The sequence below is a fragment of the Halorubrum sp. SD683 genome (assembly GCF_002135045.1).
GTDB classification, from domain to species: domain Archaea; phylum Halobacteriota; class Halobacteria; order Halobacteriales; family Haloferacaceae; genus Halorubrum; species Halorubrum ezzemoulense.
Genome location: NZ_NEWJ01000004.1, coordinates 12,196 through 33,964 on the forward strand (window position 1 = coordinate 12,196; position 21,769 = coordinate 33,964).

Sequence of the window (21,769 nt, forward strand, 5' to 3'; positions counted from 1 at the left end):
GACGGCCACTCGATCGGTCCATACCCGCCGAGCTATCGGATCCCTCTCAGTCGCCGTCTCCGTCCGGGGCGGCGACGAACACTTCATCGTCGAGGGCCTCACAGACCGCGTCTGCGAGCGCCCGGAGGTTCACGGTGTCCTCGCGGTTGTACGAGACGAGCGTCTCCAGCGCTTCCTCGTCGCCGCGCTCGTACTCACGCCAGAGGCGCACCGCGTCGCGGCCGGAGATATCCGGGCGCTCGCGGTCGATCCCGAGTTCCTTCTCGATCGGTTTCAGCCCGCCCGAGAGGCCGATCCGCTTGGCCGGGTACATCAGGTCGAGGTGGGGCGTGTCGATTTCGACGTCGAAGGATGTTTCGAGGAAGGGGACGTCGAAGCGCGCGCCGTTGAGCGTCGCGAGCAGGCTCGAGTCCGCGAACTGCTCCCGGAGCCGGCGCGCGGTGAGGTCCTCGCCCGCGACGAGCGTCGTCGTCTCGCCGCCCTGATGGAAGCTGACCGTCGTCACGCGGTCGCGGCGCTCGTCGAGGCCGGTGGTCTCGATGTCGAAGAAGCAGGTCTCCTCGCGGAAGTTCTCGTAGAGCCGCCAGCGCTCGCCGGAGGGGAACTCGCGGTCGAAGTAGGCCGCGTCGCCGTCGTCGAGCCGCGTCAGCGCCTCCGCGATGAACGACTCGATCCGGTCCGCGGTCGTCGTCCCGACGCCCGCGACGTCGACCCCGGGGTCGAACGCCTCCCACGTGGTGACGCCCCGCCCCCAGAGGCGTCGTTCGGTCGTCTCGCCCACCCCCTCGACGGGGATGAAGCTGTTCTCGATGCGCATGTCCGTTCCGGCGCGACGCGTAGCTAAAAAGCCGACGGGAGCGGGCGGGCGGCCCCGACCGACGAAGAGCTAACACGGTCCGGGCCCGAGGGCCGTGCGTGATCGAGCGAGCGAACCGACGGGAGGGCGAGGCGCGAGCGCCGCGATGACACGGACAGACCCAGACGATGTCACGCTGATCGGGCATCGCGCCTGCGCCGACCAGTACCCGGAGAACACGGTCGGAGCGATCGAGCGCGCGTCACCGCGCGTCGACGCCGTCGAGCTCGACGTGCGACGGTGTGCGAGCGGCGAACTCGTCGTCGTCCACGACGCGGATCTCGGCCGACTGACCGACGCGTCCGGACCCGTCGCGGATGCCAACTGGAGCGAACTCCGCGAACTGACGGTCCTCGGCTCCGAGGAGTCGATCCCGCGGCTCGACGGCGTGCTCGACGCCGCGCCCGACGACCTCACCGTCAACGTCGAGGTCAAAGAGCCGGCCGTCGCGGGCGACGCACTCGACGCGGCCCGGCGGGCGGCGAACGAAATACTGTTCTCGTCGTTTCACCCTCAGGCGCTCGCGGCGCTGCGGGACCGCGACCCCGAGACTGCGCGCGCGCTGCTCGTCGCGGGCGGGGACGCCGAGCGCGCGGTCGAGGCGGCGACCGACCTCGGCTGCGTCGCGGTCCACCCCCCGATCGACGTCGCGACCGAGCCGGGGTTCGTCGATGCGGTACACGAGGCCGGGCTGCGGGTGAACGCGTGGACCGCGACAGACCGCGACGAGGTCGAGCGGCTCCTCGGAGCCGGCGTCGACGGGATCATCGCCGACCGGTGGGACCTGCTCCCGGAGCCGGGGCGGTCGTCGCGGGACTAAGTAGCTCCCGCTCCAACGCGACGATATGTGCGGCCGCTACACCCTCTTCACCCCCACCGCCGACCTCGAAGCGCGGTTCGACGCCGACTTCGGCGACCGTGAGCCGAGCTACAACTGCGCGCCCGGGCAGTCGCTACCGGTGATCGCGGACCGGGATCCCGGCAAGACGACCCGGATGGAGTGGGGGCTGACCCCGTCGTGGGCGGACGAGTCGTTCGACCTCATCAACGCCCGCGCGGAGACCGTGCGGGAGAAGCGGAGCTTCGCCGACGCCTTCGAGCGCCGGCGCTGTCTCGTCCCCGCCGACGGCTTCTACGAGTGGGTCGGCGGCGACCGCGGCGGCGGGAAGACCCCCTACCGCGTCGCGTTCGACGACGACCGCCCGTTCGCGATGGCGGGGATCTACGAGCGGTGGGAGCCGCCGACGCCGGAGACGACCCAAACGGGGCTCGGCGCATTCGGCGGCGGGGCTGAGGGCGGCGAGACGGGCGACGAACCGGACGCGGTCGAGACGTTCTCGATCGTCACCACCGAGCCGAACGACCTCGTGGCTGACCTCCACCACCGGATGGCGGTGATACTCGACCCCGACGCGGGCGAGGAGGAGACGTGGCTCCACGAGGGCCCCGACGAGGCCGCAGCGCTGCTCGACCCGTACCCGAGCGACGACCTCACCGCGCACCCGGTGTCGACGCGGGTGAACTCGCCGAGCGTCGACGCGCCCGACCTGATCGAACCGGTGGCCAGCGACTGAACCGTACGCCAACGGCTGAGCCGGAGCGGTCCGGCTCGTCGGACCCGGCGCCCGCGACCGCTCAGGGCGCGACGAGGTCGACCACCGTCTCGTCGTCGACGACGACGTTGTACGCGCCCTCGTCCTCGTTCCAGAGGACGAGCCCGTTCTCGACGAAGACCACCGACCCGTAGTCGGCCTCGCGGAGGTCGCGGTTCAGCGCGGTCTCGCGGGTACAGACGAGGTAGTGGTCGGTCGCCTGCGAGCCGTCGCCGGCACGGTAGAGCGCGTTGTCCCCCTCGCTCAGGTCGTGGCTCAGCTTCACCGCGAGCAGGTTCACCCGGTCGGTGACGTGGCGCTCGGACTCGGCCATGCGCGCGCACCGCTCCGCGCTCGCCTCGATGTCGACCCGTCGCCGCCCGTCGGGGCGGAGTATCGAGTAAGCGAACTGGACATCGACGTTGACGAACTCGCCCGGCTCGTCGGTCTCGCCGCGCGCCGTCGCCTCGTCGAGCCGGCGCTGGAAGGGAGGGACCGCGAGGTCCGGGGCCACGTCGAACGACCACCCCGGATCGCTCGGGACCGCGTCGGGCCACAGTCGGAGCGCCGGCGAGTACATTTCGGCGTCGCGTCCCGGGCCGGCGCCGTCCCCGTCGCCCGCGACGAGCGCGCGTTCGACCCGCCGGAGCCCGACCGCGGTGTTCCGATCGGCGGGCGCGAACGCCACGAGGCTCCCGTCGGGCGCGAGCGCGTCGAGGGCGGCGTCGGCGACCGTGACCGGGTCGGCGAGCTCCGAGAGCACGTTACCGAATATCACGATGTCGAAGGGGTCGTCGGTCGCTGCGGCGGGCGATTCGCCCTCGTCGAGACCGAGGAACGCCTCGGCCGTCGCCTCGTGGAGCGTCGTCCGGAAGTTGCGGCCGGTCTCCTCCAAGAGCCGGTCGAGCACGTCGGTCGCGGCGCTCGGCTCGACGGCGTGGTACTCGACGATCGCGTCGTCGGGGAGGTAGTCGTGGAGGCCGAGCGCGGGGCCGCCCACGCCGGCTCCCACGTCGAGGACGCGGAGCGTCCGGTCGAGCAGGCCGTTCTCGGTCAGGTCGTCGAGGACGTGGCCGACCGTGGCGTAGTACGCGGGGAGGTGGTAGATCGCGTAGCCGAGCGCCGCGACGCGGTCGTACTCGACCTCGTTCTCGTAGAGGTAGTCCGTCTTCAGCTGGCGGACCCGCTCGCGGAGCTCGTCGCCGGACTCGCCGCGGTGCCAGTTGGCGCCGTACTCGCGGACGAGCAGGTCCTCAACCGCGAACGCGTACGCCTCCGGAAGCGCCTCCGGGGCCCAGCCCGGTGGGTCGACGGGCGACTCCTCGACGGGGACGAACGCCCCGTCTTCGCGCTCGCGGAGCCGGAGGTCGAACGCCTCCTCGCGGAGCGTCTCGCGGACGACCGCCGGGTGCGGCGTCCCCTCGATGTACTCGGCGATCTCCTCGGGGTCGATCGGTCTGACGTTGCGCAGGTAGTTCGCGTTGTTCCGGACCGCGGTTCTGTCGATCATGGTTTCTCGTCTGCTTCGCGTCGGCTCACTCCAGCCGGTCTCGCCCCTCGCGGTCGCCGCGGGCGCGCTCGTAGAGGGCGGCGAACGCCTCGTCGTCGGCCGCCGCGATCTCTGCCGCGGCGTCGGCCACCCCGTCCGCGCCGTCGAAGGCGCGCTGAATCTCCGCGTACACCGCGGGCGAGCCCTCGGTGACCGTGTCGGCGACCTCCTCCAGCGCGGCCGACACCGGCGTGTGGAACTCCTCGCGGACCGGGTCCGCGGCGAGCCGCCACGCGAGCACCGCGGCGTGCGCGCCTGCTTGGACCGTCTCCATCGCCGCATCGTGTTCGTCCGCGGTCGTCTCGAACACGTCGTTGCCCCCCGCCTGGACCGAGTCGGTGAGCCCGTCGACCGTCGGGCCGCCCTCGTCGACGACGACCGCGACGTTCCCCGGAACGCGCGGCGGGGCAAACAGCGGGTGGTAGCTCGCGCGTTCGAGGCCGGGGGCGTGCTCGCGCATGGCCGCGAGCGCGTCGGTCATCTCGCCGGAGACGTCGACGATCGCCCGCTCCGCGCGGGGCGCGTACGCCTCGACCGCCGCGGGGACCGCCGACATCGGCACCGCGAGGCAGACGGCGTCGTGGGCGGTGTCCCCGTCGGCGGCGACCGCTCTCGCGTCGCGGTCCGCGGCGGCGTCGGCCGCGACGGCCGGGTCGCGGTCGGCGAACGCGACGGTCGCGTCGACCGGCGCGGCGTCGGCCGAGACGGTGTCGGCGACCCAGCGACCGATCTCGCCGGCGCCGACCACGAGGAGGTCCATCGGTTACGCGAACGGAGGTGACGCGCCCGTTAAAAGGACTCGCCTCGAAGCGGGCGAGGGATCGGACGCGCCGGAGGCTTAGACGCGACGGAAGCTCGGACGCGACGGAGATTGGGGCGCGGTGGGATCCGACTCGGCAGGACTCCCGACGCGACGCTCCGGGCCGGGGGCGTCGGTCTCACCCCTCCGCGCCGAGTCGACCGATCACGCCCGCGCCGGGCGAGAGAGACCGGACCGCCGGGAGCAGCGCGAGCGCGATGGCCAGTTCCAGTCCGCCGACCGCGAGGAACGCGGGCGTGTACCCGAACGCGCCCGTGGCGCTCCCGCCAACGAGGAAACCGGCGAGGAAGCCGAGCGAGCCGAACACGTTGAACAGCCCCATCGCCGCGCCCCGCACCTCCGGTTCGACGAGGTCGGTGACGAGGGCCATCGTCGCGGGGGCCATCAGGGCGCCGCAGACGCCGACGAGGACCATCAGCGCCGCGGCGATTGGGTACGCAGGCGCGACGCCGACGCCGACCGTCGCGACGCCGTACGCGAGCGACCCGGCCACCACGGGGAGGAAGCGGCCGATCCGGTCCGAGAGCGCGCCGAGCGGCGACTGGAGGAGCGCGAACGGGACGAAGAAGAGCGCGAGGGTCGCGCCCGCGCCGGCCGCTGACAGCCCGAACGTCGCCGGGTCCTGGAAGTAGTAGACGCCGACCAAAGCGAAAAAGCCCGCCGTCAGTCGGTCGACGAAGCCGAACGCAAGCGGGACGAGGAGGCCGGGCGTCGTCCGGGCGCGGGCGAGCACGTCCCGGAAGCCGCCCCCGTCGGTCTCACTCGCCGAGTCGCTCGCCTCCGAGTCGCTCGCCCCCAAGTTGTTCGCGGCCGCGGTCCTCCTTCGGTCGTCGACCGTCGCCGCCAACAGCCCCGCCGCCGCCAGCACGACCGCCCCGGCGTACACCGGGTACAGCGCGCCGAGGCCAGCGAGCGAACCGCCGACGACGGAGCCGACCGCGGCACCGAGGCCGATGGCGAACCCGGCGGTCCCCATGTTCCGGCCGTTGCCGCCGCGAAGATCCATCAACAGCGTGATCGACAGCGAGAACGCGCCGATAGTGAGGGCGCCCCCGACGACCCTGACGAGGAGCGCGGCCCCGAAGCCGAGCCCGAGTCCCGGCAGCGACGCGAGCGCGACGTAGGAGGCCGCGCCGCCGAGCGCGCCGGTGACGATCAGCGGAACTCGCGTCCCGAGCGCGTCCGAAAGCGCGCCCCAGACGACCGCGAACGTCACGAACGCGCCGAACTCCGCGACGAGGAACCACATCCCGGCGTCGATGCCGGCCGGGGCGCCGAGCGCGACCACGAGGTCCGGCACGCCCGGGTAGAGGAGGACCTGCGAGATCAGCACCGCGAGGACGACCGCGCCGAGCCGGCGGCGGTCGGTCGCGTCGGCCGCAGCTCCGGCGGTGTCGATCTCGGCCGGGCGGTCGCCGCCGGCCGCGGTCGCGGCGGAGGAATCGCCGTCGCTCATCTGCGGGTACGACGGGACGAACGGGCAAAAGACCGACGCTCCGCAGAGTATCGGCCGGAGAGTCCCCTCACGACTCGGGTCCGGCCGGGGCCGTCACGCGCCTCAGAGTTCGGCGTCGATCGCCGCGGCGACCGTCTCGGCGGCGTACCCGCCCTCTACCGGCTCGCCGTTCACGAAGATCGTCGGCGTCCCCTCGACGCCCATCGACGAGCCCTCCGACCTGTCGTCCTGCGTAGCCGCCTCGTACGTGGAGAACTCCGCGTCGGACAACACCGCACAAGGGTCCGCGCCGGCGGTCTCGGCGGCGGCCCCGAGCGCCTCGCCGCTGTAGTTCCCCTGCGACTCGTAGGCCGCCTTCGCGAACTCGAAGAACGCCTCGTCGTCGTGACGGACCCCGACCCCGCGGGCCGCGCTGGCGACCGGGACAGCCCACCGCTCGTTGACCGGGATCGGGAAATCCCAGTGCTCGTAGCGGACCCGTCCGGGGCCGACGTACTCCTCGCGGATCGTCGGGAAGTGGTCGAGGTTGTACGTCGCGCAGTGCCCGCAGGTGAAGTCCTCGAACGCCCGGACGACCACGTCCGCGTCCGGGTCCCCGAGCGTCGGCCGGTAGTCGAGGTTGGGGTCCGTCGGCTCAGAGAGCGAGCAGTCGTACGACCCCGTGTCGAGGCTGAGTTCGCCGCCGTTTCCGTCGCCGCCTCCGCCGCCGAGACAGCCGGCGACACCGACGACGCCGGCCGTGGCCCCGGCCGCGAGCAGGGACCGCCGCGTACGTTCCATGCCTATCGCTGGGGTCGGTGCGTACTTAACCACTCCGCGACCGGACGGCGGCTCGGAGCGGAGACGCGGCGCGCGTCCGAACGTTTTTGCCGCCGCCTGTCGACGACCACGTATGAGCGACTGGGACCTCGACCTGCGGGACGCCGAGGAGAAGATGGACGAGGCGTTCGCGGCGACCGGCGACGTCGTCCTCGGCGTGCTGGACGGCACGACCGACCCGGAGGAGTGGGTCCGCAGCGTCGACTACGGGAACACGCTGGTGCTGTCGATCGAGGGCGACCTCAACGAGCTCGCCGCCCCCTTCGCGCGCGACGTGAAGGAGATGGACGGCGAGCTGATGCACTTCCGCGGCTTCCTCGTGGTGACTCCTCCGGGCGTCAGCATCGACACGGACCGACTGGGCGACTCCGGCGGCGCCGAGGCGGAGACCGGCGAAGCGGACGACGCCGACGAAGCAGAGCCAAAAGGCGTCGAAGAGGTCTGAACGGTTTCTTTTCTCGTACGACCGCGGGAGAGGCGCCGGTTATCCCTCGCCGACCATCCGGTCCTCCTCGTCCCACTCGCGCTCGCGCAGTTCGTACTTCTGGATCTTGCCGGTCGCGGTGGTCGGGAGTTCGGCGACGAACTCCACCTCGCCCGGCGTCTTGTAGTCCGCGACGCGCTCGCGGACGAACGTCTTCAGCTTCTCGGGCGTCGCGCCCGCGTCGTCGGGGTCGCCGCCCTCGGGGACGACGAAGGCCTTCGGGGTCTCGCCCCACCGCTCGTCGGGCGCGGGGATCACGGCCACGTCGGAGACGACGTCGTGCTCGAAGAGTGTGTCCTCCAGTTCGATCGAGGAGATGTTCTCCCCGCCGGAGATGATGATGTCCTTCTTGCGGTCCTGTATCGAGACGAACCCGTCCTCGTCGACGACGGCCAGATCGCCCATGTGGTAGTACCCCTCCAACCGCTCGGAGAACGCCTCCTCGGTGGCCTCGGGCTTGTTCCAGTAGCGGTCCATCACTTGATTACCGCGGACGACGATCTCGCCGATCGTCTCGCCGTCCGCGGCCACGTCCTCACCGTTCTCGTCGACGACGCGTACGTCGGTGCCGAGGTAGCCGATCCCCTGCGTCTTCTTCACGGCGAAGCGGTCGTCCGAGTCCGCCTCGAAGTGGCGCTTCGCGTCGGAGGTGGTGATCAGCGGCCCCGTCTCGGTCGCGCCGTACACGTGTTTGAGATCCCAGCCGAACTCCTCCTCGACAGTGCGGATCGTCGCCTCCGGCGGCGCCGCGCCCGCGGTGGCGACCCGCACGTCGTTGTCGCCGGCCGTCGCGCCGCCGTGTTCGGCGTGGTGGTCGCCGAGCATGTTGAGGACGGTCGGCGCCGCACAGAAGTACGACACGTCCTCGCTCCGGATCCGGTCGAACGTCTCGGCGACGTCGACCCCGCGGGTACAGACGTGGCGAGCGCCGGCCCCGGTGATCGCGTAGATGTGGCCCCAGCCGTTGACGTGGAACATCGGTAGCGTCCAGAGGTACACGTCGTCGTCCGTTATTTCCTGATGGATGGAGATGAGGTACGCGTGGAGCGTCTCGGCCCGGTGGGTCCGACACACGCCCTTCGGGTCGCCGGTGGTGCCGGAGGTGTAGTTGATCGTGATCACGTCGTCCTCGTCCATTGCCGGCCGTTCGTAGGCGTCCGGGTCCGCGTCGTCGAGCGCCGCGTCGAACGACTCCCAGTCGCCTTCGACCGCGTCGGCGTCGTTCGTGAGGAACGTCTCCGTGGGCACCTCGTCGCGGATCGCCTCGACGTTCGGGGCGTACTCGGCGTCGGCGTAGATGGCGTCGACTCCGGCGTCGGAGAGCATGTACGAGAAGTCGTCCGGCGTAAGCCGGTAGTTCAGCGGGGCGTGGATCGCCCCGACCTGCATCGCGCCGTAGGCGGCCTCCAAGTGGTAGTGCGTGTTCGGGTCCAACACCGCGACCCGGTCGCCCTTCTCGATCCCGCGCGCCTGAAGCGCGGCGGAGAAGCGGTCGGCGCGGTCGCCGAGTTCGGCGTACGTGTACCGCGTCCCGTCGACCGCGAGGACGGCCTCCTCGTCGGCGTAGTGGCGTCGCGCCCGGTCCAGAAAGTCCGTCGTCAACAGCGGCTTGTACATCGTCTATCACTATCTATGATGTGTGAAATTGTTTGCGGCCGACGCAATGGAGGGGCGGTCGCGGGACCCTTTTGTCAGTCGCCCGCGAAGTCGCGCGGACCGGGCGACGAGTCCGCCGGGCCGGCGGTCAGCGGGGGACGCGGTTCCGATCGCGGAGGTGGTGGCGTTTGGCTTCGCCGTCGCGGCTGTCCCCGCGCTGCGGATGGGGATCAGGACCGTCGCAGCGCCCTCGGAGAACGACGAGGGAAGCATAACCCGGCCGCGTGGACGGTCGATTCGGGCGGCGGCGCGGGGGCGTCTCCGCGCCATCGACGCGTGGACGAATCGCACACCGGCGGCGGGATCAGAACCCTTAACAGTCACACGCGATTGTGCTACGATAGCGGGATGGGATAGCCAGGAGATTCCGCCGGGCTCATAACCCGGAGATCGGTAGTTCAAATCTACCTCCCGCTACTTCTGGCCGACTGCCACTCTCCTAGTACCGGGTCCGTTCCGGGCCGCCGCTCCGAACCCGGAAGCGATTTCCGTCGCGCTGTCGTTCCATCGCGTATGGATTACGAATCGAGCCTCGACCGCGCGATGGAGGAGGTGCCGGACCTCGGCGGCTCCGACGAGCGGCTGTCGGTACCCGACCCCGAAACGCAGAAGGACGGGGCGTTCACGCGACTGACGAACCTCTCCGCGATCGCCGACGCGCTGAGCCGCGACCCCGAACACGTCCACTCGAAGATACAGCAGGAGCTCGGGACGGCCGGGCAGTACGAGGACGGCCGCGCGCGCTACAGCGGGAACTTCCGCGAGCGCGACTTCCAGGCCGCGATCGACTCGTACATCGAGTCGTTCGTCACCTGCTCGGAGTGCGGCCTCCCCGACACGCGACTGGAGACCGAGAACCGGACGCCGATGCTCCGCTGTGAGGCCTGCGGGGCCTTCCGACCGGTGGCGAAGCAGAACACCTCCGACACCCAGCGCCAGGAGGACGCCGTCGAGTCGGGCAACACCTACGAGCTCGAGATCGTCGGCACCGGCCGCAAGGGCGACGGGGTCGCCGAGCGCGGCGAGTACACCATCTTCGTCCCCGGCGCGCAGGAGGGCGAGACTGTGACCGCCTACATCAAGAACGTCTCCGGCAACCTCGCCTTCGCTCGCCGCGAGAGCTGAGCCGGCGCCGAAGACGCCCGTACTTCGCGTTCCGCTACCCGACTTTTTATGCGCGCGTTCGCACATCCCTGAGCCATGGTCACGCGACTTCCCGAGTCGGCCTTCGACGACCGGCTCGCCGCCGTCCGAGACCGGCTCGCCGACACCGACGCCGACGCCGCGACGTGGGTCGGCGCGACGGCGATAGAGTACCTCACCGGCTTCCACCACATCCAGACGGAGCGGCCGGTCGTCCTCGCGGTCACCGACGACCGCGTCGAGATAACCGTCCCGAGGCTGGAGGTCGAGCGCGTCGAGCCCAACCCGCGGATCGACGCCGTCCACCACTACTTCGACTATCCCGGTGGCGAGCCCGTCTCGGTCGCCGTCGAGATGCTGCGCGACCTCGGCGCCGAGACGATAGCCGCCGACGCCGACGGCCCGCCGGGCGTGATGGGGTACGAGGGGCCCGCGTTTTCCGACTCGGTCGACGTCAGGGCCCAAGCGTGGGTCGACCGGATGCGCTGGGCGAAGTCCGACGCAGAGGTCGACCTGATTCGCGAGTCCGCGAAGTGGGCGAACCTCGGCCACCGCTACCTCGCCGACTACTCCGAACCGGGCGCGCACCCGGCGACCGTCTCGCAGCGCGCGTCCACGGAGGCGTCGCGCGCTATGCTCGACGCGCTCGGCGACGCCTACAGCGTCCGCGTCCGCGGCGACGGGCCGGTCCACGCGGGCTACATCTCCGGCGAGGAGACCGCGCTCCCGCACGGGCACACCCCGAACGAGCGGCTCTCCGAGGGCGACGTGCTCGTTACGGGCGCGACCGCGAACGTCGACGGCTACCGCTCGGAGTTAGAACGGACGATGTTCGTCGGCGATTACACCGACGAACAGGAGCACTACTTCGAGCTCATGCTGGAAGCGCAGACGCTCGCGATCGACGCCTTGGGTCCCGGCGTGCCGGTCGCCGAGGTCGACGAGGTCGTCTGGGAGTACTTCGAGGAGCAGGGCGTGACGGACCTAGCGCAACACCACGTCGGCCACAACATCGGTCTCGGCGCCCACGAGCCGCCGTACATCGACCGCGGCTGGGGCGAGCGCTACGACAGCGATGACGCCGTGATGGCGCCCGGCCACGTGTACACGATCGAGCCCGGGCTGTACACCGACGAGTACGGCTACCGACACTCGGACACGGTGGCGATCACCGAGTCGGGAACGGAGCGACTCACGAACTTCCCGCGCGACATCGACTCGAACGTCGTCTGAGGGTCGTTCAAACGCCTTGGCCGGGGTGACCGGGCCCGCTCGAAACCGTCGGACCGGGCGAGCCGAAACTCACTCGACCCGGTCGATCACCACTCGATGACCGGTGTCTGCGGCGTGGTTGCGGCCGTAGTCGTCCGCGTCTCCCGCGATTCCGATCAGCCGTTCGAAGGGGCACTCGCGACAGACGACGTGGTACAGTTCGCCGGGAGAGGGTGGTTCCATACGTTGACACACGTTCCCCGGAGACGTAGTTACGCGCTGCCTACTCGCATTGAACGCGCTGCCTACTCGCATTGAACGCGCTGCCTACTCGCATTGAACGCGCTGTTAGTCACCGGCTACCGGCGCGACTCGAACCGGTCGAGCGCGACATCCAGCATGTCCGGACTCACCGGCTGGTACTCCTCCCGCTCGTGATCGGGCAGGTACTCCCTGACCGCGTTCCACGAGTCGCGGGCGTACCGGGCGTCGAGGAGGACGCGGACGCCTCGCTCGTCCGGTCCGCGGATGACGCGGCCGACCGCCTGCCGCGCCTTTCTGACGGCGGGCACCGTCAGGGCCGTCTCGAAGCCGGACTCGAACCGGCAGTCGTAGGCGGTGATTACCGCCCGCGTCTGCGGTCGCGCCGTGTTGATGATCGGGACGCCGCAGACGACGGCCGCCGAGAGCCGGTCCCCGCGGTAGTCGACGCCCTCCGTGAGGGTGCCGCGGAGGCTCGTCACCAGCACCTTGCTGTCGCCGGCGAAGAAGTCGTCCTTCAGTGACTCCGTCTCTCGGTCGCCGGAGGACTCGTCTAAGAGGACAGGCTTGTCGAGCCGCGCCGAGAGCGACTCCGCCATCCACGTCGCCTCTGCGTAGCTCGGGGTGCCGACGAGGACGTTCCCGTCGCGGCGCGCGACCGCGGCCGTCGCGTCGAGGTGCGCGAGCCGCGTCGGGTTCTCCTCCCCCGGCGCGCCGCGGTTCTGGTGGGTGAACTTCGGCGCGTCGACCGCGAGGCTCGCGCGGTTCTCCTCGGGGAACGAGAGGCCGTACGTCCGCTCGATGACCGGGCGGCCGCGCTCGGCCAGGTGATCGAGTCCGGTCACCTCGCGGAAGAGGTCCATCGGCTCCAGCGTCGCGCTCATGAGGACGCCGCCGCCGAACTCGGCGAGCCGGTCGCCGATCGGTTCGCTCGGAAGGCAGTTGTGGAGCGCGAGGCGGGCGTTGTACGCGCGCCGCCACGAGTCCGGCGGCTCCGTCTCGTCGAACGTGCGTTCGAGCTCGATCGCGCGGAAGAAGTCGGTGTGTCCCTGGCGATACCAGGCGTTGAGGGTGCGGCCGACCCCGGGCGCGGCGCGCTGCTTGTCCTCGTCTTCGAGCGAGTCGAGGACGCGCTTGACGACCGCGCCGACCTGCTCGGCGCGCGCCCAGACGCGCTCGCCGTACCCCTCGCCGTCGGCCCACTCGGTGATCGCGTCTTCGCCCGGCTCCTCGGGGTCGCGGAGCGGGATCTCCTCGTCGTCGAGGTCGCGCATCGACGCCCGCCAGTCGGGGCGCTCGCGGTCGAGGTGCGCGGTCACGCGGCGGTCGAGCTCGCCGCGGAGGTCGGCGTAGAACTCTCGGACCGCCTCGATCTCCTCGACGGTCACGTCCGCGTCCTCCAGCTCGCCGCGGACGAGGGCGGCGTCGTCCGACTTGGCGCCCGCGCTCTCGAACGAGAGGGGCTGAACGACGCGCGTGAGCTCGTTCTCGGCGTCGCGGAGGCTCGCGTCCGCGACGGCGTCGCTCACGAGGTCCCGGACGCGCGGTTCGAGCATGTGCGCCTCATCGCAGACGACGAACGTCGAGTCGTCGAGGAGCGCGCCGGTGAACGTCCCCGTCGTCACCGGATCGAACGCGTGATAGTAGTTGCCGATGACGACCTCGACCTCGGGGACGAGCGCGCCCATGATCGAGTGCGGACACGAGCCGTGGCCCGCCGCGAGCCGGACGAGTTCGTCGGCGTCGACGTGGCCGAGCCCGGTCACGTCGAACGGGACCGCCTCGGCGGGCTCGCCGTCCTCCGGCAGGTCGTCGAGGAAGCCGGCGTAGAACGGGCAGAACTCCACGTCGTCGTACTCCTCCGTGTCGGGGCGATACGGCGTCGGCTCGCCGTCGACGGAGAGGTAGTCGGCGTCGGGCGCGCCCGAGTCGGCGGCGGCAGTCCCGCCGGCGGGTCCCGCCGACCCCGAGTCCATGAGTCCCACCTGCTGGCTCCGCGCCTCGCTCACGAGGTTCGCGGTCGTCGTCGCGCCACCGTCGCCGACGAGGTTCCGGGTCCGCTCGCGGAGCCCCTCGCAGCGCTCGTACACGTTCTCGCGGTCGACCCCGCCGCGGTTCTCGCGGGCGTACGGACAGACGTCGGCCTTCCCGACGAGGGTGAGACCAGAGACGGGGTCGTAGTCGCTCGGGAGGTTCTCGTTAACCGCCCGCAGATCCGTCTCGAACTGGCGCAGCTGCTGTTTGACGCTGGTGAGGACGAAGACCCGCTCGAAGTCGGAGTCGGGGTCGCGGACGCGGTCGAGCCCGGCGGTGAGCGCGAGCATCGTCTTCCCCGTCCCGCAGGCGCCTTCGAGGGCGAGGAAGCCGCCGTCCGCGGCGGCGTCGACGGCGGCGTCGATGCCGTCGGCCTGCTCGGGGTACGGTTCGGGATGGCCGAAGAGGTCGGCCCACGGGGGCGAGTCGGTCACGGAGGCGAGTTACGCACCATGCGATTTAAACGCTTCATCGCCGGACGCGGCCCGCGGTCGTCGTCGACGCGTTGCTGCCGGAAAGCGGACGCTCGGAAGGGGCTCGGCCTCACTCCACGATGTCGTGGAGGTCGGAGAGCCGGTCGATCTCCCACGTCGGCCAGACGTTCAGTTCCCAGTCGCGGCGGTGGGGACGGCGGATAAACGCGGAGTCGATCCCGGCGTTCTCGGCGGCGCGCACGTCGGACTCGTTGTCGCCGACGAACAGGGCGTTGTCCGCGTCGAGGTCGCCGAGCGCCTGCTCGATGTAGTGGGGGTTCGGCTTGCGGAGCTGGAGCGAGTGGATCGTCGGCTCGCGACCGTACGCGGCGCCGATCCGGTCGAACCCGTCGAAGTGATCGACGAGGAAGTCGACGGTTGCCTGCTGGTTCGACGAGACGATCCCCATCTGGACATCGAGGTCCTGGAGCTCGTCGAGGTCGTCGTACGGCGTCTTGCGTCCCTGACGGGCCTCCTGCTGTTGGGCCCGCGACACCACGTCGTCGCGCGTCCGCCAGAACGACCCCGGGTCGAGGTCGTACGTCTGACAGACGGTGCCGACGCTACCGGGGGTCGCACCGATGGTCATCTGCTCTACGTCGTCCGGATCGGGCTCCTCGACGCCGCACTCCTCGAACGCGTTCCGGGTCGCATCCCGGAGCACGTCGAAGCGCGTGCGGCCCACGAGGACACCGTCGTTGTCGAACACGACGGTATCGTACGTCATAGCCCTCATTCACGGCCGGCAGGGATAAGGGTTTCAGTGGGCGTCTCGACGACGAGAATCGGCGGGGAGCCCGTCTCGACGCCCCTCGCGGCCGCGACCGACCGATTTTACCCGGCGCGGACCCACCGACGGGCCATGCGCGTCAGCGTCATCGGCGGGAGTACGATCGGTCCGGAGACGGCGGCGGTCGCGGAGGCCCTCGGCGAGCGGCTCGCCGAGCGGGGCCACGCCGTGGTCTGCGGGGGCCTCGGCGGCGTCATGGCGGCTGTCTGTCGCGGGGCCCGGGCGGCCGACGGCGAGACGATCGGGATCCTCCCGACCGACGACCGGAGAGACGCCAACCCCCACGTCACGACGCCGATCGCGACGGGGCTCGGCCACGCGCGTAACGCCCTCGTCGTCATGAACGGGGATGCCGCGGTCGCGGTCGACGGGGCGGGGGGCACGCTCTCCGAGATCGGGCTCGCACTCGCGCAGGGCCGTCCGGTGGCCGGAATCGACACGCACGACGTGGACGGCGTCGAGGCCGTCGACTCGCCAACGGCGGCGGTCACGTACGTCGAGCGGGCCGCGGGTGCGGACTGAAGCCGGTCAGTCGTCGAACTCGACGCCGGTCACGTCGAATCTGGCACCGCCTCGCGCCCCCTCGGAGACGGTGACCTCCCACCCGTGGGCCCTGGCGACCTCGCTGACGATGTTCAGTCCGAAGCCGGTCCCGTTCGCGCCCGTCGTGTACCCCACCTCGAACACGCGGTCGCGCGCTTCCGGCGAGATTCCCGGGCCGTCGTCCGCCACGAAGAACCCGGCCGGCAGGACCACGCCGGCGCGCGTCGTCGTGTACATCGGGGAGATGTCGCCGATAACGACGACCACGTCGTCGCCGCCGTGTTCCACGCTGTTCCGGAACAGGTTCTCCAACAGCCGCTTCAGCCGCCCGCTGTCGGCGAGGATACGCCGGTTGGTGTCGACGGTCAGCGTGGCGTCGCCGGTCGCGACGTTCGCCCAACACTCGTCGGCGAGGGCCGCCAGTTCGACCGGATCGAGGTCTTCCGGCCGCTCGCCCTGTTCCGCGAGCGTCAACAGGTCGGAGAGCAGTTCCAGCGTCCGGTCGACCGCTGACGCCGCGTCGTCGACGTGTTCGCCGCCGCCCTCCGCTTGCGCCATCGCGAGCCGACCCTGCGCGACGTTGAGCGGACTCCGCAGGTCGTGAGAGACGCCCTGGACGAACTCCTCGAACCGGTCGCGCTGCCGCTCCGCCTCCGCGACGGCGCGGGCGGACGCGACGGCGTTCGATACCCGGTGAACGAGGACGGGCGTCCGGTCCGAATCGGGACACGCCCTCGCGACGTCGGTGGCGCCCGCGTCGAACGCCGCGGACACGGCGGGCGCGTCGAGCGTCTGGTCGGGGCAAACCAGGATCGGAAGCTCCGGGTGCCGATCGCGGGCCGTCGAAACGAGGGAGAGGCCGGTCGGTTCCGCCGGGTCGCCGACCGTGACCAGACAATCGACGGGCGAGTCCTCGATTATCTCCGCGGCCGCGTCGGCCCCCGCGACCGGCTCGACGGCGAGGCGGTCGTCCGCGCGCTCAAGCGAGTCCTTCAGCTCCGCGGCTCGGTCGGGCGTTCCCGCGGCGAGGACGACGGTGATCGAACCGCTGGGTGTGGACATCACGGAGAACCTTACCCTCAACGCCCGTCCGCTCGGCAGATAAACGTTGTTCCGACGCGCGCCGGCAGGCCCGCTTCCATCGAATGTTGGTCGTTCGCCGCTCGGCGCTCGCCGAGCCGATCGCTCGCGAGGCCGGCCCCTTCGACGAACGCTCACCGATCGAGCGTGTCGGGCCGCGGAACGGCCTAATTAGATATAATTAAATTTTTGTCGGCGGAGCGGGAGATGTTTGCCAATGAGCGAGTACACCACGATTTCGCTGCGGAAGGAGTTCGTCGCGGACGTGGAGGAGTACATTGAAGACGAACCGTTCGGCTCCGTCAAGGAGTTCGTGAAACACGTCGTTGTTCAGGAGATGGAGTCGGACGACGGGGTCTCCGAGGCGGAGGCGAAGCAGATCGCACAGAAGCTCCGCGACCTCGGGTACATGGAATGAGCGGGAGCCACCGCGGACAGGGGGCGGTCCTCGACGGCCTCGACCGCGCCGACCTCGTCCTGCTCGCGATCCCGCTCGCGTTCTGCGCCGTGTACGCGGTCGGGTCGCTCCTCGCGCAGGGGAACGCGGTTCCCGTCGCTGGCGCGTCGCTCGCGGCCGGGGCCCTCGTGGTCGACGGGCTCTTTTTACATCCGCCGAACGAAGCGTGACGGCGATTCCGCTCCGAGGACGGTACCCGAAAAAAAAAAATAGCGTCTCCTGCTCCCGTGCGCCGCCCTACCAGGTGTCGTGGAACGTGTCGAACTCGATCGAGTCGAGCGGCTTCTCCCCGATCGCGGCCTCGTACTCGCCCGGCGTCAGCATCGGCTTGTGGAACCGCGGGCCGTCGTCGGTCGTGATCCGCGGGCAGCCGGTGTTGACGAACGCGTCCATGTCGAAGTTCCGGAGGCGGTCCGGCGTCACCTCGTCCATCGTGATCAGGTAGGCGTTGTCGTTGTTGTCGACGATCTCTTGGGCCTTCTCCCAGCGGCCCTGCCCGATCTTCGTACAGAAGATGACGCCCCACTTCTCGGCGTCCATCGCCTTGTGGACCGCGGCGTAGCGCTGCTTGAGGAACTGGTCGTGTTCGGCGACCGAGACGGCGTTGTTGACCGGGTCCGCGATGACGACGCGCTTGTCCGGGTGCTCCATCGCCAGCCCGACCGGGTGGAACTTCCCGCCGCCGACGTACAGCACCTGCTCGGCGTCGATGTCCGCGGAGGCGTAGTTACAGCCGAGCACCTGCCCCTCCTTCGTGAGGCGGTCGTCGCCCCGGCGGGTGTGGACCTCGTAGCCGCGCTCCTCCAGCCAGTCCGTCATCTCCTCGAACCGGTTCATGTGCTGGGCGGTCGTTACGAGGCCCACGTCGGCGTCCTCTTCGGGGGACGCGAGTTCCTCCTCCAGCGCGTCCTCCATGATCGGGAACGGGTCGACGTTCGAGAACAGCGGGACGTAAACGATGCTGTCGGACTCCTTCATCGGCGTGTGGCCGAAGTGAACGAACACGTCCGTCCGCCGCATCAGGTACGTGTCGAGGTCGCAGGCCCCGTAGCAGGGCTGCCCCGAGAGCATGAACGTGACGTCGTCGGGTGCGACCTCGCGGAGGTCGTCCGCGACCTTCGGACCGCGGCGCTTGAGCCCCTCGGGGAACTGTAAGCCGACCTTCGAAGCGTCGCGCTCCTCGATGGCCTCCAAGATTCGGTCGAGCTCGTAGTCCCACTCGCGGTCGTGCTTGAGGGCCATCCCTGTCTTCGTCAGGTCGCCCTCGGTGGAGCCGCTCATGTCGACCGGATTGTGCGGCAGGACGGTTAAACGGCGCGTTCGACCCCGAGTTTCGTCCCAGACGTTCGTGATCGTCGGAATCCCTCGCCCCGCGCCGGGGTCGTCACGGCGTCTCGACGCGTCGCACTCGGCGTCCAAGTCGGCCGATCCTGAGACGACGAGCGGCCCGCCGAACCGACGCGCTGCCGCGGTCGACGGACCTAACAGCCGCCCTCGCTAACCCCGCACCGATGACCGAGATTCCGCTCGAACACGTTCACGTCGCCCCCGACGAGGAGTCCGGCGGCGAGCCCGCGCCCGCCGTCTTCGTCCTCCACGGGCGCGGCGCCGACGAGGAGGACCTCCTCCCGGTCGCGGCCGAACTGCCCGACGACCTCCACGTCGTCAGCCTTCGCGCTCCCGACCCGCTTCAGGGCGGGTACACGTGGTACGAACTGGACCTCTCGGCGGGCGGGCTGGAGTCCAGCCAACCAGACGCCGACGACTTCCGGCGGAGCCTCGACCTGATCGGTGAGAGCGTCGAGCGCGCGGTCGACGCCTACGGACTCGACGCCGACCGGCTCGGGCTGCTCGGGTTCAGTCAGGGCGCGATAACGAGCCTCTCGCTCCTCTTGGAGGACCCTGACCGCTACGCGTGGGTCGTCGCCCTCCACGGGTACCTCGCGGAGTCGCACGCCGACCTCGACCCGGACGGGATCGAGGGGAAGCCGGTCTTCGTCGGCGCCGGCGCCGGCGACCGGGTGATTCCCGAGTCGCGGACGACCGCGGCCGTCGAACGGTTCGAAACTCTCGACGCCGAGGTCGCGAGCGGGAGCTTCCCGGGCGGCCACGGCATCGGCCCGCAAGAGCTCGATGCCGTCGTCGAGTTCGTCGCGTCTCGGACGGCGTAGCGAACCCCAAACGTCGCCGCCGAGCCCCGGCTCCGGCAGGTTCAAACCGCTCGGCCACGATGTCAGAACATGAGCGTCGAACAGGTCTCCATCGAGGACCTCGGTCGAGAGCTCGGCGAACGCATCGCCGAAACCCCGGAGTACGAGCGCTTCGAGGAGACGAGGGCCGCGGTCCAGCGAGACGAGGAGGTACAAGCGGCGATCGACGAGTTCGAGCAGCTTCGCGCGGAGTTCATGCAGGCCCGCCAGACCGGGCAGGCGACGAACGCCGAACTTCAGCGCGTTCAGGAGGCGCAGGACGAGCTCCACTCGATGCCGGTGATGAGCGAGTACCTCGACGCACAAGACGAGCTGAACGAGACCCTCGAAGCGATCAACGAAGCCATCTCGGAGCCCCTCGCGGTCGACTTCGGCGGGGAAGCCGGCGGCTGCTGTCAGGACTGACTCGCGGACTACGCCCGTCGTTCCGGCGAGCCGAACGCCCGCACCCCCGGCGACCGGCCCGCTCCTTATGACGAATACCGACGCACCACCCCCGTGATAGCCGTCGCCGGCGGCAAGGGCGGAAGCGGAAAGACGACGACCACCCTCGGGCTCGCGCGCGCACTCTCGCGGCGCGGCGCGCGGACCATCGCGGCCGACGCCGACTGGGATCTGCCGAACCTCGCGCGGCTCGCAGCGGAGACCGCGACCGACGGCGGTCCGGCCGATCCCGATCTCCCTGGCAGTCCAGAGGACGAGACGACGGTCCGCGACGCGGTCCGCGGGACCGTTCCGGTCCGTCCCGACCGCTCCGAGCCGATCGTTCTCGCCGCCCCGGACGCGCCGCGATCGGTCGACGCGTTCGGAGCGCTCGCGGCACTCGACGGCGCGACGCCCGACGGCGCGCCGGTGTTGCTCGACTGCCCGGCGGGCGCGTCGGCGGACGCGGCCGCGCCGCTTCGGGCCGCGGACCGCGCGCTGATCGCGACGCCGCTCCGCCGCGCCGCGCTCCGTGACGCCGCGAAGACGGCGGCGATCGCTCGCCGCCTCGACTGCCCGCCGGTGGGGGCGGTCGCCGTCGGCGAGGCGAGCGTACCGGACTCGGTTGCGACGCTGCTCGGCTGTCCCGTCTTCGGTGCGGTTCCCGACGGCGGAGCCGAGCCGCTGTCCGACCCCGCGGTCCGGAGCGCGTACGACGAACTCGCTCGGCGACTCGGCGAGACGGCGGCGGCGGACGGGTGGCAGATCGCGTGAGAATCACGGACGCGGCCGACTCCGGGGCGGCGGATTTCGGTGGCGAGACCGGTCGAGAGAGCCGCCACCGACAGACCCAAACCTCCACGGGCGGCAGCGATCGTATGGAGACGCTTCCGACCGGGGTCTCGGTGCTGGACCGACAGTTCGGCGGGGGGTTCCCGAGCGGTAGCGTCGTCGTGTTGAAGGCGAACCCCGACAGCCAGTCCGAGCTCATCTTGGACCGGTTCGCCCGCGTTCGGAGGTGCCGCTACCTCACGACCGTCCGATCGGCCGGGGCGGTGGAGGCGGCGCTCAGCCGCGACGGGGACGGGGAGACGACGGTGGAGGCCACCGACGAGGTCGGCGACCTCGACGAGGCGGCGTCGCTCACGACCGATCTCCCGGAAGAGGGAACGCTGATCGTCGACTCCGTGGAGCCGCTGGAGCGCGGCGCGTCTCCGGCGGCGTACGCCGAGTTCCTCGACGGCGTGCGCGCTCGGGTCGACGACGCCGACGGCGTCGCGCTGCTCCACGCGCTCCGCGGCGGGGAGGACCCGCAGGCGCGCCGGATCACGGAACAGGTCGCGGACATCGTGTTCGACCTCCGGACGACGGTCACCGGGACCGAGATCGCGAACCGGCTCGTCGTCGCCAAGTTCCGCGGCGGCGCCGCCTTGGAGGAGCCGCTGAAGCTGAAACTAACCGACGAGGTCGCCGTCGACACGAGCCGCGACATCGCCTGACGCGGCCGATCGCTTGATTCGGCTACGACACGACGGACGCGAGAAGTGTCAGCGCGCCGACGACGGCCGAAGCGATCGCCCAGTTTCGCGCGGTGTCGAACGCTCCGTACGGCCCGCCCTTCCGCGAGAAGAGGTACGACGCGTACACGGCGAGCGGCGCCAGCGTCGGGAGCGTCGCAACCGAGACGACGGCGGTGAAGCTCGACAACAACGCGACCGCGACGGTCGTCGCGCCCGCGACCGCGGCGACGAGCGCGTCCTCGCGTGCCCGTTCGATCTCCATACCGGTGTGGGCGCGGCGTCGGGCAAAAGCGATCCGTTCGTCGGTCGACCTGACGCTGCGGGCTGAGCCACCGGAGTGAGTGGCGGCGTAGCGCGGCCGCTCGAGGCACCAGCGTCTCGAAGAAGCGAA

The 21,769-nt window shown here is 70.6% G+C and carries 24 protein-coding genes and 1 tRNA gene; 13 read left to right on the plus strand and 12 right to left on the minus strand.

Annotated elements, in window-relative coordinates:
• Window positions 1-46: 46 nt before the first annotated feature.
• Window positions 47-817, minus strand: a complete 771-nt coding sequence (locus tag B9G49_RS02610) for a ribonuclease H-like domain-containing protein (RefSeq protein WP_086215324.1) — start codon at window positions 815-817, stop codon at window positions 47-49.
• Between the two features lie 145 nt (window positions 818-962).
• On the opposite strand from B9G49_RS02610, the gene B9G49_RS02615 reads away from it, so the two are divergent.
• Complete coding sequence (locus B9G49_RS02615; RefSeq protein WP_086215325.1) at window positions 963-1,676, plus strand: glycerophosphodiester phosphodiesterase; 714 nt, start codon at window positions 963-965, stop codon at window positions 1,674-1,676.
• Window positions 1,677-1,701: 25 nt separating this feature from the next.
• The gene (locus B9G49_RS02620; protein WP_086215326.1) at window positions 1,702-2,430 is read left to right on the plus strand and encodes an SOS response-associated peptidase; all 729 of its coding nucleotides are present in this window, start codon (window positions 1,702-1,704) and stop codon (window positions 2,428-2,430) included.
• Between the two features lie 61 nt (window positions 2,431-2,491).
• Here B9G49_RS02620 and B9G49_RS02625 read toward each other — a convergent pair whose 3' ends face one another.
• The 4 genes from B9G49_RS02625 to B9G49_RS02640 all read right to left on the minus strand — a co-directional run bounded on the left by B9G49_RS02625 (window position 2,492) and on the right by B9G49_RS02640 (window position 7,053).
• The gene (locus B9G49_RS02625; protein WP_086215327.1) at window positions 2,492-3,958 is read right to left on the minus strand and encodes a small ribosomal subunit Rsm22 family protein; all 1,467 of its coding nucleotides are present in this window, start codon (window positions 3,956-3,958) and stop codon (window positions 2,492-2,494) included.
• Between the two features lie 25 nt (window positions 3,959-3,983).
• The gene (locus B9G49_RS02630; RefSeq protein ID WP_086215328.1) at window positions 3,984-4,757 is read right to left on the minus strand and encodes a prephenate dehydrogenase; all 774 of its coding nucleotides are present in this window, start codon (window positions 4,755-4,757) and stop codon (window positions 3,984-3,986) included.
• A gap of 178 nt (window positions 4,758-4,935) precedes the next feature.
• A complete protein-coding gene (locus B9G49_RS02635; RefSeq protein ID WP_233125147.1) occupies window positions 4,936-6,273 on the minus strand; it encodes an MFS transporter in 1,338 nt (445 codons plus the stop codon).
• Window positions 6,274-6,375: 102 nt separating this feature from the next.
• Window positions 6,376-7,053, minus strand: a complete 678-nt coding sequence (locus B9G49_RS02640) for a thioredoxin domain-containing protein (RefSeq protein ID WP_086215329.1) — start codon at window positions 7,051-7,053, stop codon at window positions 6,376-6,378.
• Window positions 7,054-7,165: 112 nt separating this feature from the next.
• Between B9G49_RS02640 and B9G49_RS02645 the strand changes: the two genes are divergently transcribed.
• A complete protein-coding gene (locus B9G49_RS02645; protein WP_086215330.1) occupies window positions 7,166-7,537 on the plus strand; it encodes a DUF5779 family protein in 372 nt (123 codons plus the stop codon).
• Window positions 7,538-7,576: 39 nt separating this feature from the next.
• Here B9G49_RS02645 and B9G49_RS02650 read toward each other — a convergent pair whose 3' ends face one another.
• Entirely contained in the window at window positions 7,577-9,193 is a 1,617-nt protein-coding gene (locus B9G49_RS02650; protein ID WP_086215331.1) for a long-chain-fatty-acid--CoA ligase, read from the minus strand.
• A gap of 381 nt (window positions 9,194-9,574) precedes the next feature.
• Here B9G49_RS02650 and B9G49_RS02655 point away from each other — a divergent pair.
• From B9G49_RS02655 to B9G49_RS02665, 3 genes are all read left to right on the plus strand, one after another.
• Window positions 9,575-9,649: transfer RNA gene (locus B9G49_RS02655), tRNA-Met, on the plus strand.
• Between the two features lie 96 nt (window positions 9,650-9,745).
• On the plus strand, window positions 9,746-10,357 hold the full coding sequence (locus tag B9G49_RS02660; protein WP_049929975.1) for a translation initiation factor IF-2 subunit beta: 612 nt from the start codon (window positions 9,746-9,748) through the stop codon (window positions 10,355-10,357).
• A 75-nt stretch (window positions 10,358-10,432) separates the two neighbouring features.
• Window positions 10,433-11,608: a Xaa-Pro peptidase family protein gene (locus B9G49_RS02665; protein ID WP_086215332.1), complete on the plus strand. Its 1,176-nt coding sequence runs from the start codon at window positions 10,433-10,435 to the stop codon at window positions 11,606-11,608.
• Between the two features lie 69 nt (window positions 11,609-11,677).
• Here the strand turns inward: B9G49_RS02665 and B9G49_RS16630 are convergent, their stop codons facing one another.
• From B9G49_RS16630 to B9G49_RS02675, 3 genes are all read right to left on the minus strand, one after another.
• Window positions 11,678-11,830 carry a hypothetical protein gene (locus B9G49_RS16630; protein WP_167373063.1) on the minus strand — a complete coding sequence of 51 codons (153 nt, stop codon included), beginning with the start codon at window positions 11,828-11,830 and terminating at the stop codon, window positions 11,678-11,680.
• A 116-nt stretch (window positions 11,831-11,946) separates the two neighbouring features.
• Window positions 11,947-14,316, minus strand: coding sequence for an ATP-dependent DNA helicase (locus B9G49_RS02670; RefSeq protein ID WP_086215333.1), 2,370 nt, complete (start codon window positions 14,314-14,316; stop codon window positions 11,947-11,949).
• A 109-nt stretch (window positions 14,317-14,425) separates the two neighbouring features.
• Window positions 14,426-15,082, minus strand: coding sequence for an HAD family hydrolase (locus B9G49_RS02675; RefSeq protein ID WP_049929980.1), 657 nt, complete (start codon window positions 15,080-15,082; stop codon window positions 14,426-14,428).
• 135 nt (window positions 15,083-15,217) lie between these two features.
• Here B9G49_RS02675 and B9G49_RS02680 point away from each other — a divergent pair, with 135 nt between their 5' ends.
• Window positions 15,218-15,667, plus strand: coding sequence for a TIGR00725 family protein (locus B9G49_RS02680; RefSeq protein ID WP_086215334.1), 450 nt, complete (start codon window positions 15,218-15,220; stop codon window positions 15,665-15,667).
• Window positions 15,668-15,673: 6 nt separating this feature from the next.
• On the opposite strand, the gene B9G49_RS02685 is transcribed toward B9G49_RS02680, so the two are convergent.
• Window positions 15,674-16,750, minus strand: coding sequence for a HAMP domain-containing sensor histidine kinase (locus B9G49_RS02685; protein WP_086215335.1), 1,077 nt, complete (start codon window positions 16,748-16,750; stop codon window positions 15,674-15,676).
• A 235-nt stretch (window positions 16,751-16,985) separates the two neighbouring features.
• Between B9G49_RS02685 and B9G49_RS02690 the strand changes: the two genes are divergently transcribed.
• Window positions 16,986-17,186, plus strand: a complete 201-nt coding sequence (locus B9G49_RS02690) for a hypothetical protein (RefSeq protein WP_049929984.1) — start codon at window positions 16,986-16,988, stop codon at window positions 17,184-17,186.
• Window positions 17,183-17,395 carry a hypothetical protein gene (locus B9G49_RS02695; protein ID WP_086215336.1) on the plus strand — a complete coding sequence of 71 codons (213 nt, stop codon included), beginning with the start codon at window positions 17,183-17,185 and terminating at the stop codon, window positions 17,393-17,395. Before B9G49_RS02690 ends, B9G49_RS02695 begins: the two co-directional genes overlap by 4 nt.
• Before the next feature lie 67 nt (window positions 17,396-17,462).
• Here the strand turns inward: B9G49_RS02695 and dph2 are convergent, their stop codons facing one another.
• Entirely contained in the window at window positions 17,463-18,506 is a 1,044-nt protein-coding gene (dph2, locus tag B9G49_RS02700; RefSeq protein WP_086215337.1) for a diphthamide biosynthesis enzyme Dph2, read from the minus strand.
• A gap of 230 nt (window positions 18,507-18,736) precedes the next feature.
• Here dph2 and B9G49_RS02705 point away from each other — a divergent pair, with 230 nt between their 5' ends.
• The 4 genes from B9G49_RS02705 to B9G49_RS02720 all read left to right on the plus strand — a co-directional run bounded on the left by B9G49_RS02705 (window position 18,737) and on the right by B9G49_RS02720 (window position 21,357).
• Window positions 18,737-19,396 (plus strand): alpha/beta hydrolase, encoded by a 660-nt coding sequence (locus B9G49_RS02705; RefSeq protein WP_086215338.1) that lies wholly within the window; start codon window positions 18,737-18,739, stop codon window positions 19,394-19,396.
• Between the two features lie 69 nt (window positions 19,397-19,465).
• Window positions 19,466-19,840, plus strand: a complete 375-nt coding sequence (locus B9G49_RS02710; RefSeq protein WP_049929990.1) for a YlbF family regulator — start codon at window positions 19,466-19,468, stop codon at window positions 19,838-19,840.
• Window positions 19,841-19,933: 93 nt separating this feature from the next.
• Window positions 19,934-20,632, plus strand: a complete 699-nt coding sequence (locus B9G49_RS02715; RefSeq protein WP_086215339.1) for a P-loop NTPase — start codon at window positions 19,934-19,936, stop codon at window positions 20,630-20,632.
• 104 nt (window positions 20,633-20,736) lie between these two features.
• Window positions 20,737-21,357: a transcriptional regulator gene (locus B9G49_RS02720; RefSeq protein ID WP_086215340.1), complete on the plus strand. Its 621-nt coding sequence runs from the start codon at window positions 20,737-20,739 to the stop codon at window positions 21,355-21,357.
• A 22-nt stretch (window positions 21,358-21,379) separates the two neighbouring features.
• Here B9G49_RS02720 and B9G49_RS02725 read toward each other — a convergent pair whose 3' ends face one another.
• On the minus strand, window positions 21,380-21,640 hold the full coding sequence (locus B9G49_RS02725; protein WP_049929993.1) for a hypothetical protein: 261 nt from the start codon (window positions 21,638-21,640) through the stop codon (window positions 21,380-21,382).
• Window positions 21,641-21,769: the final 129 nt, after the last annotated feature.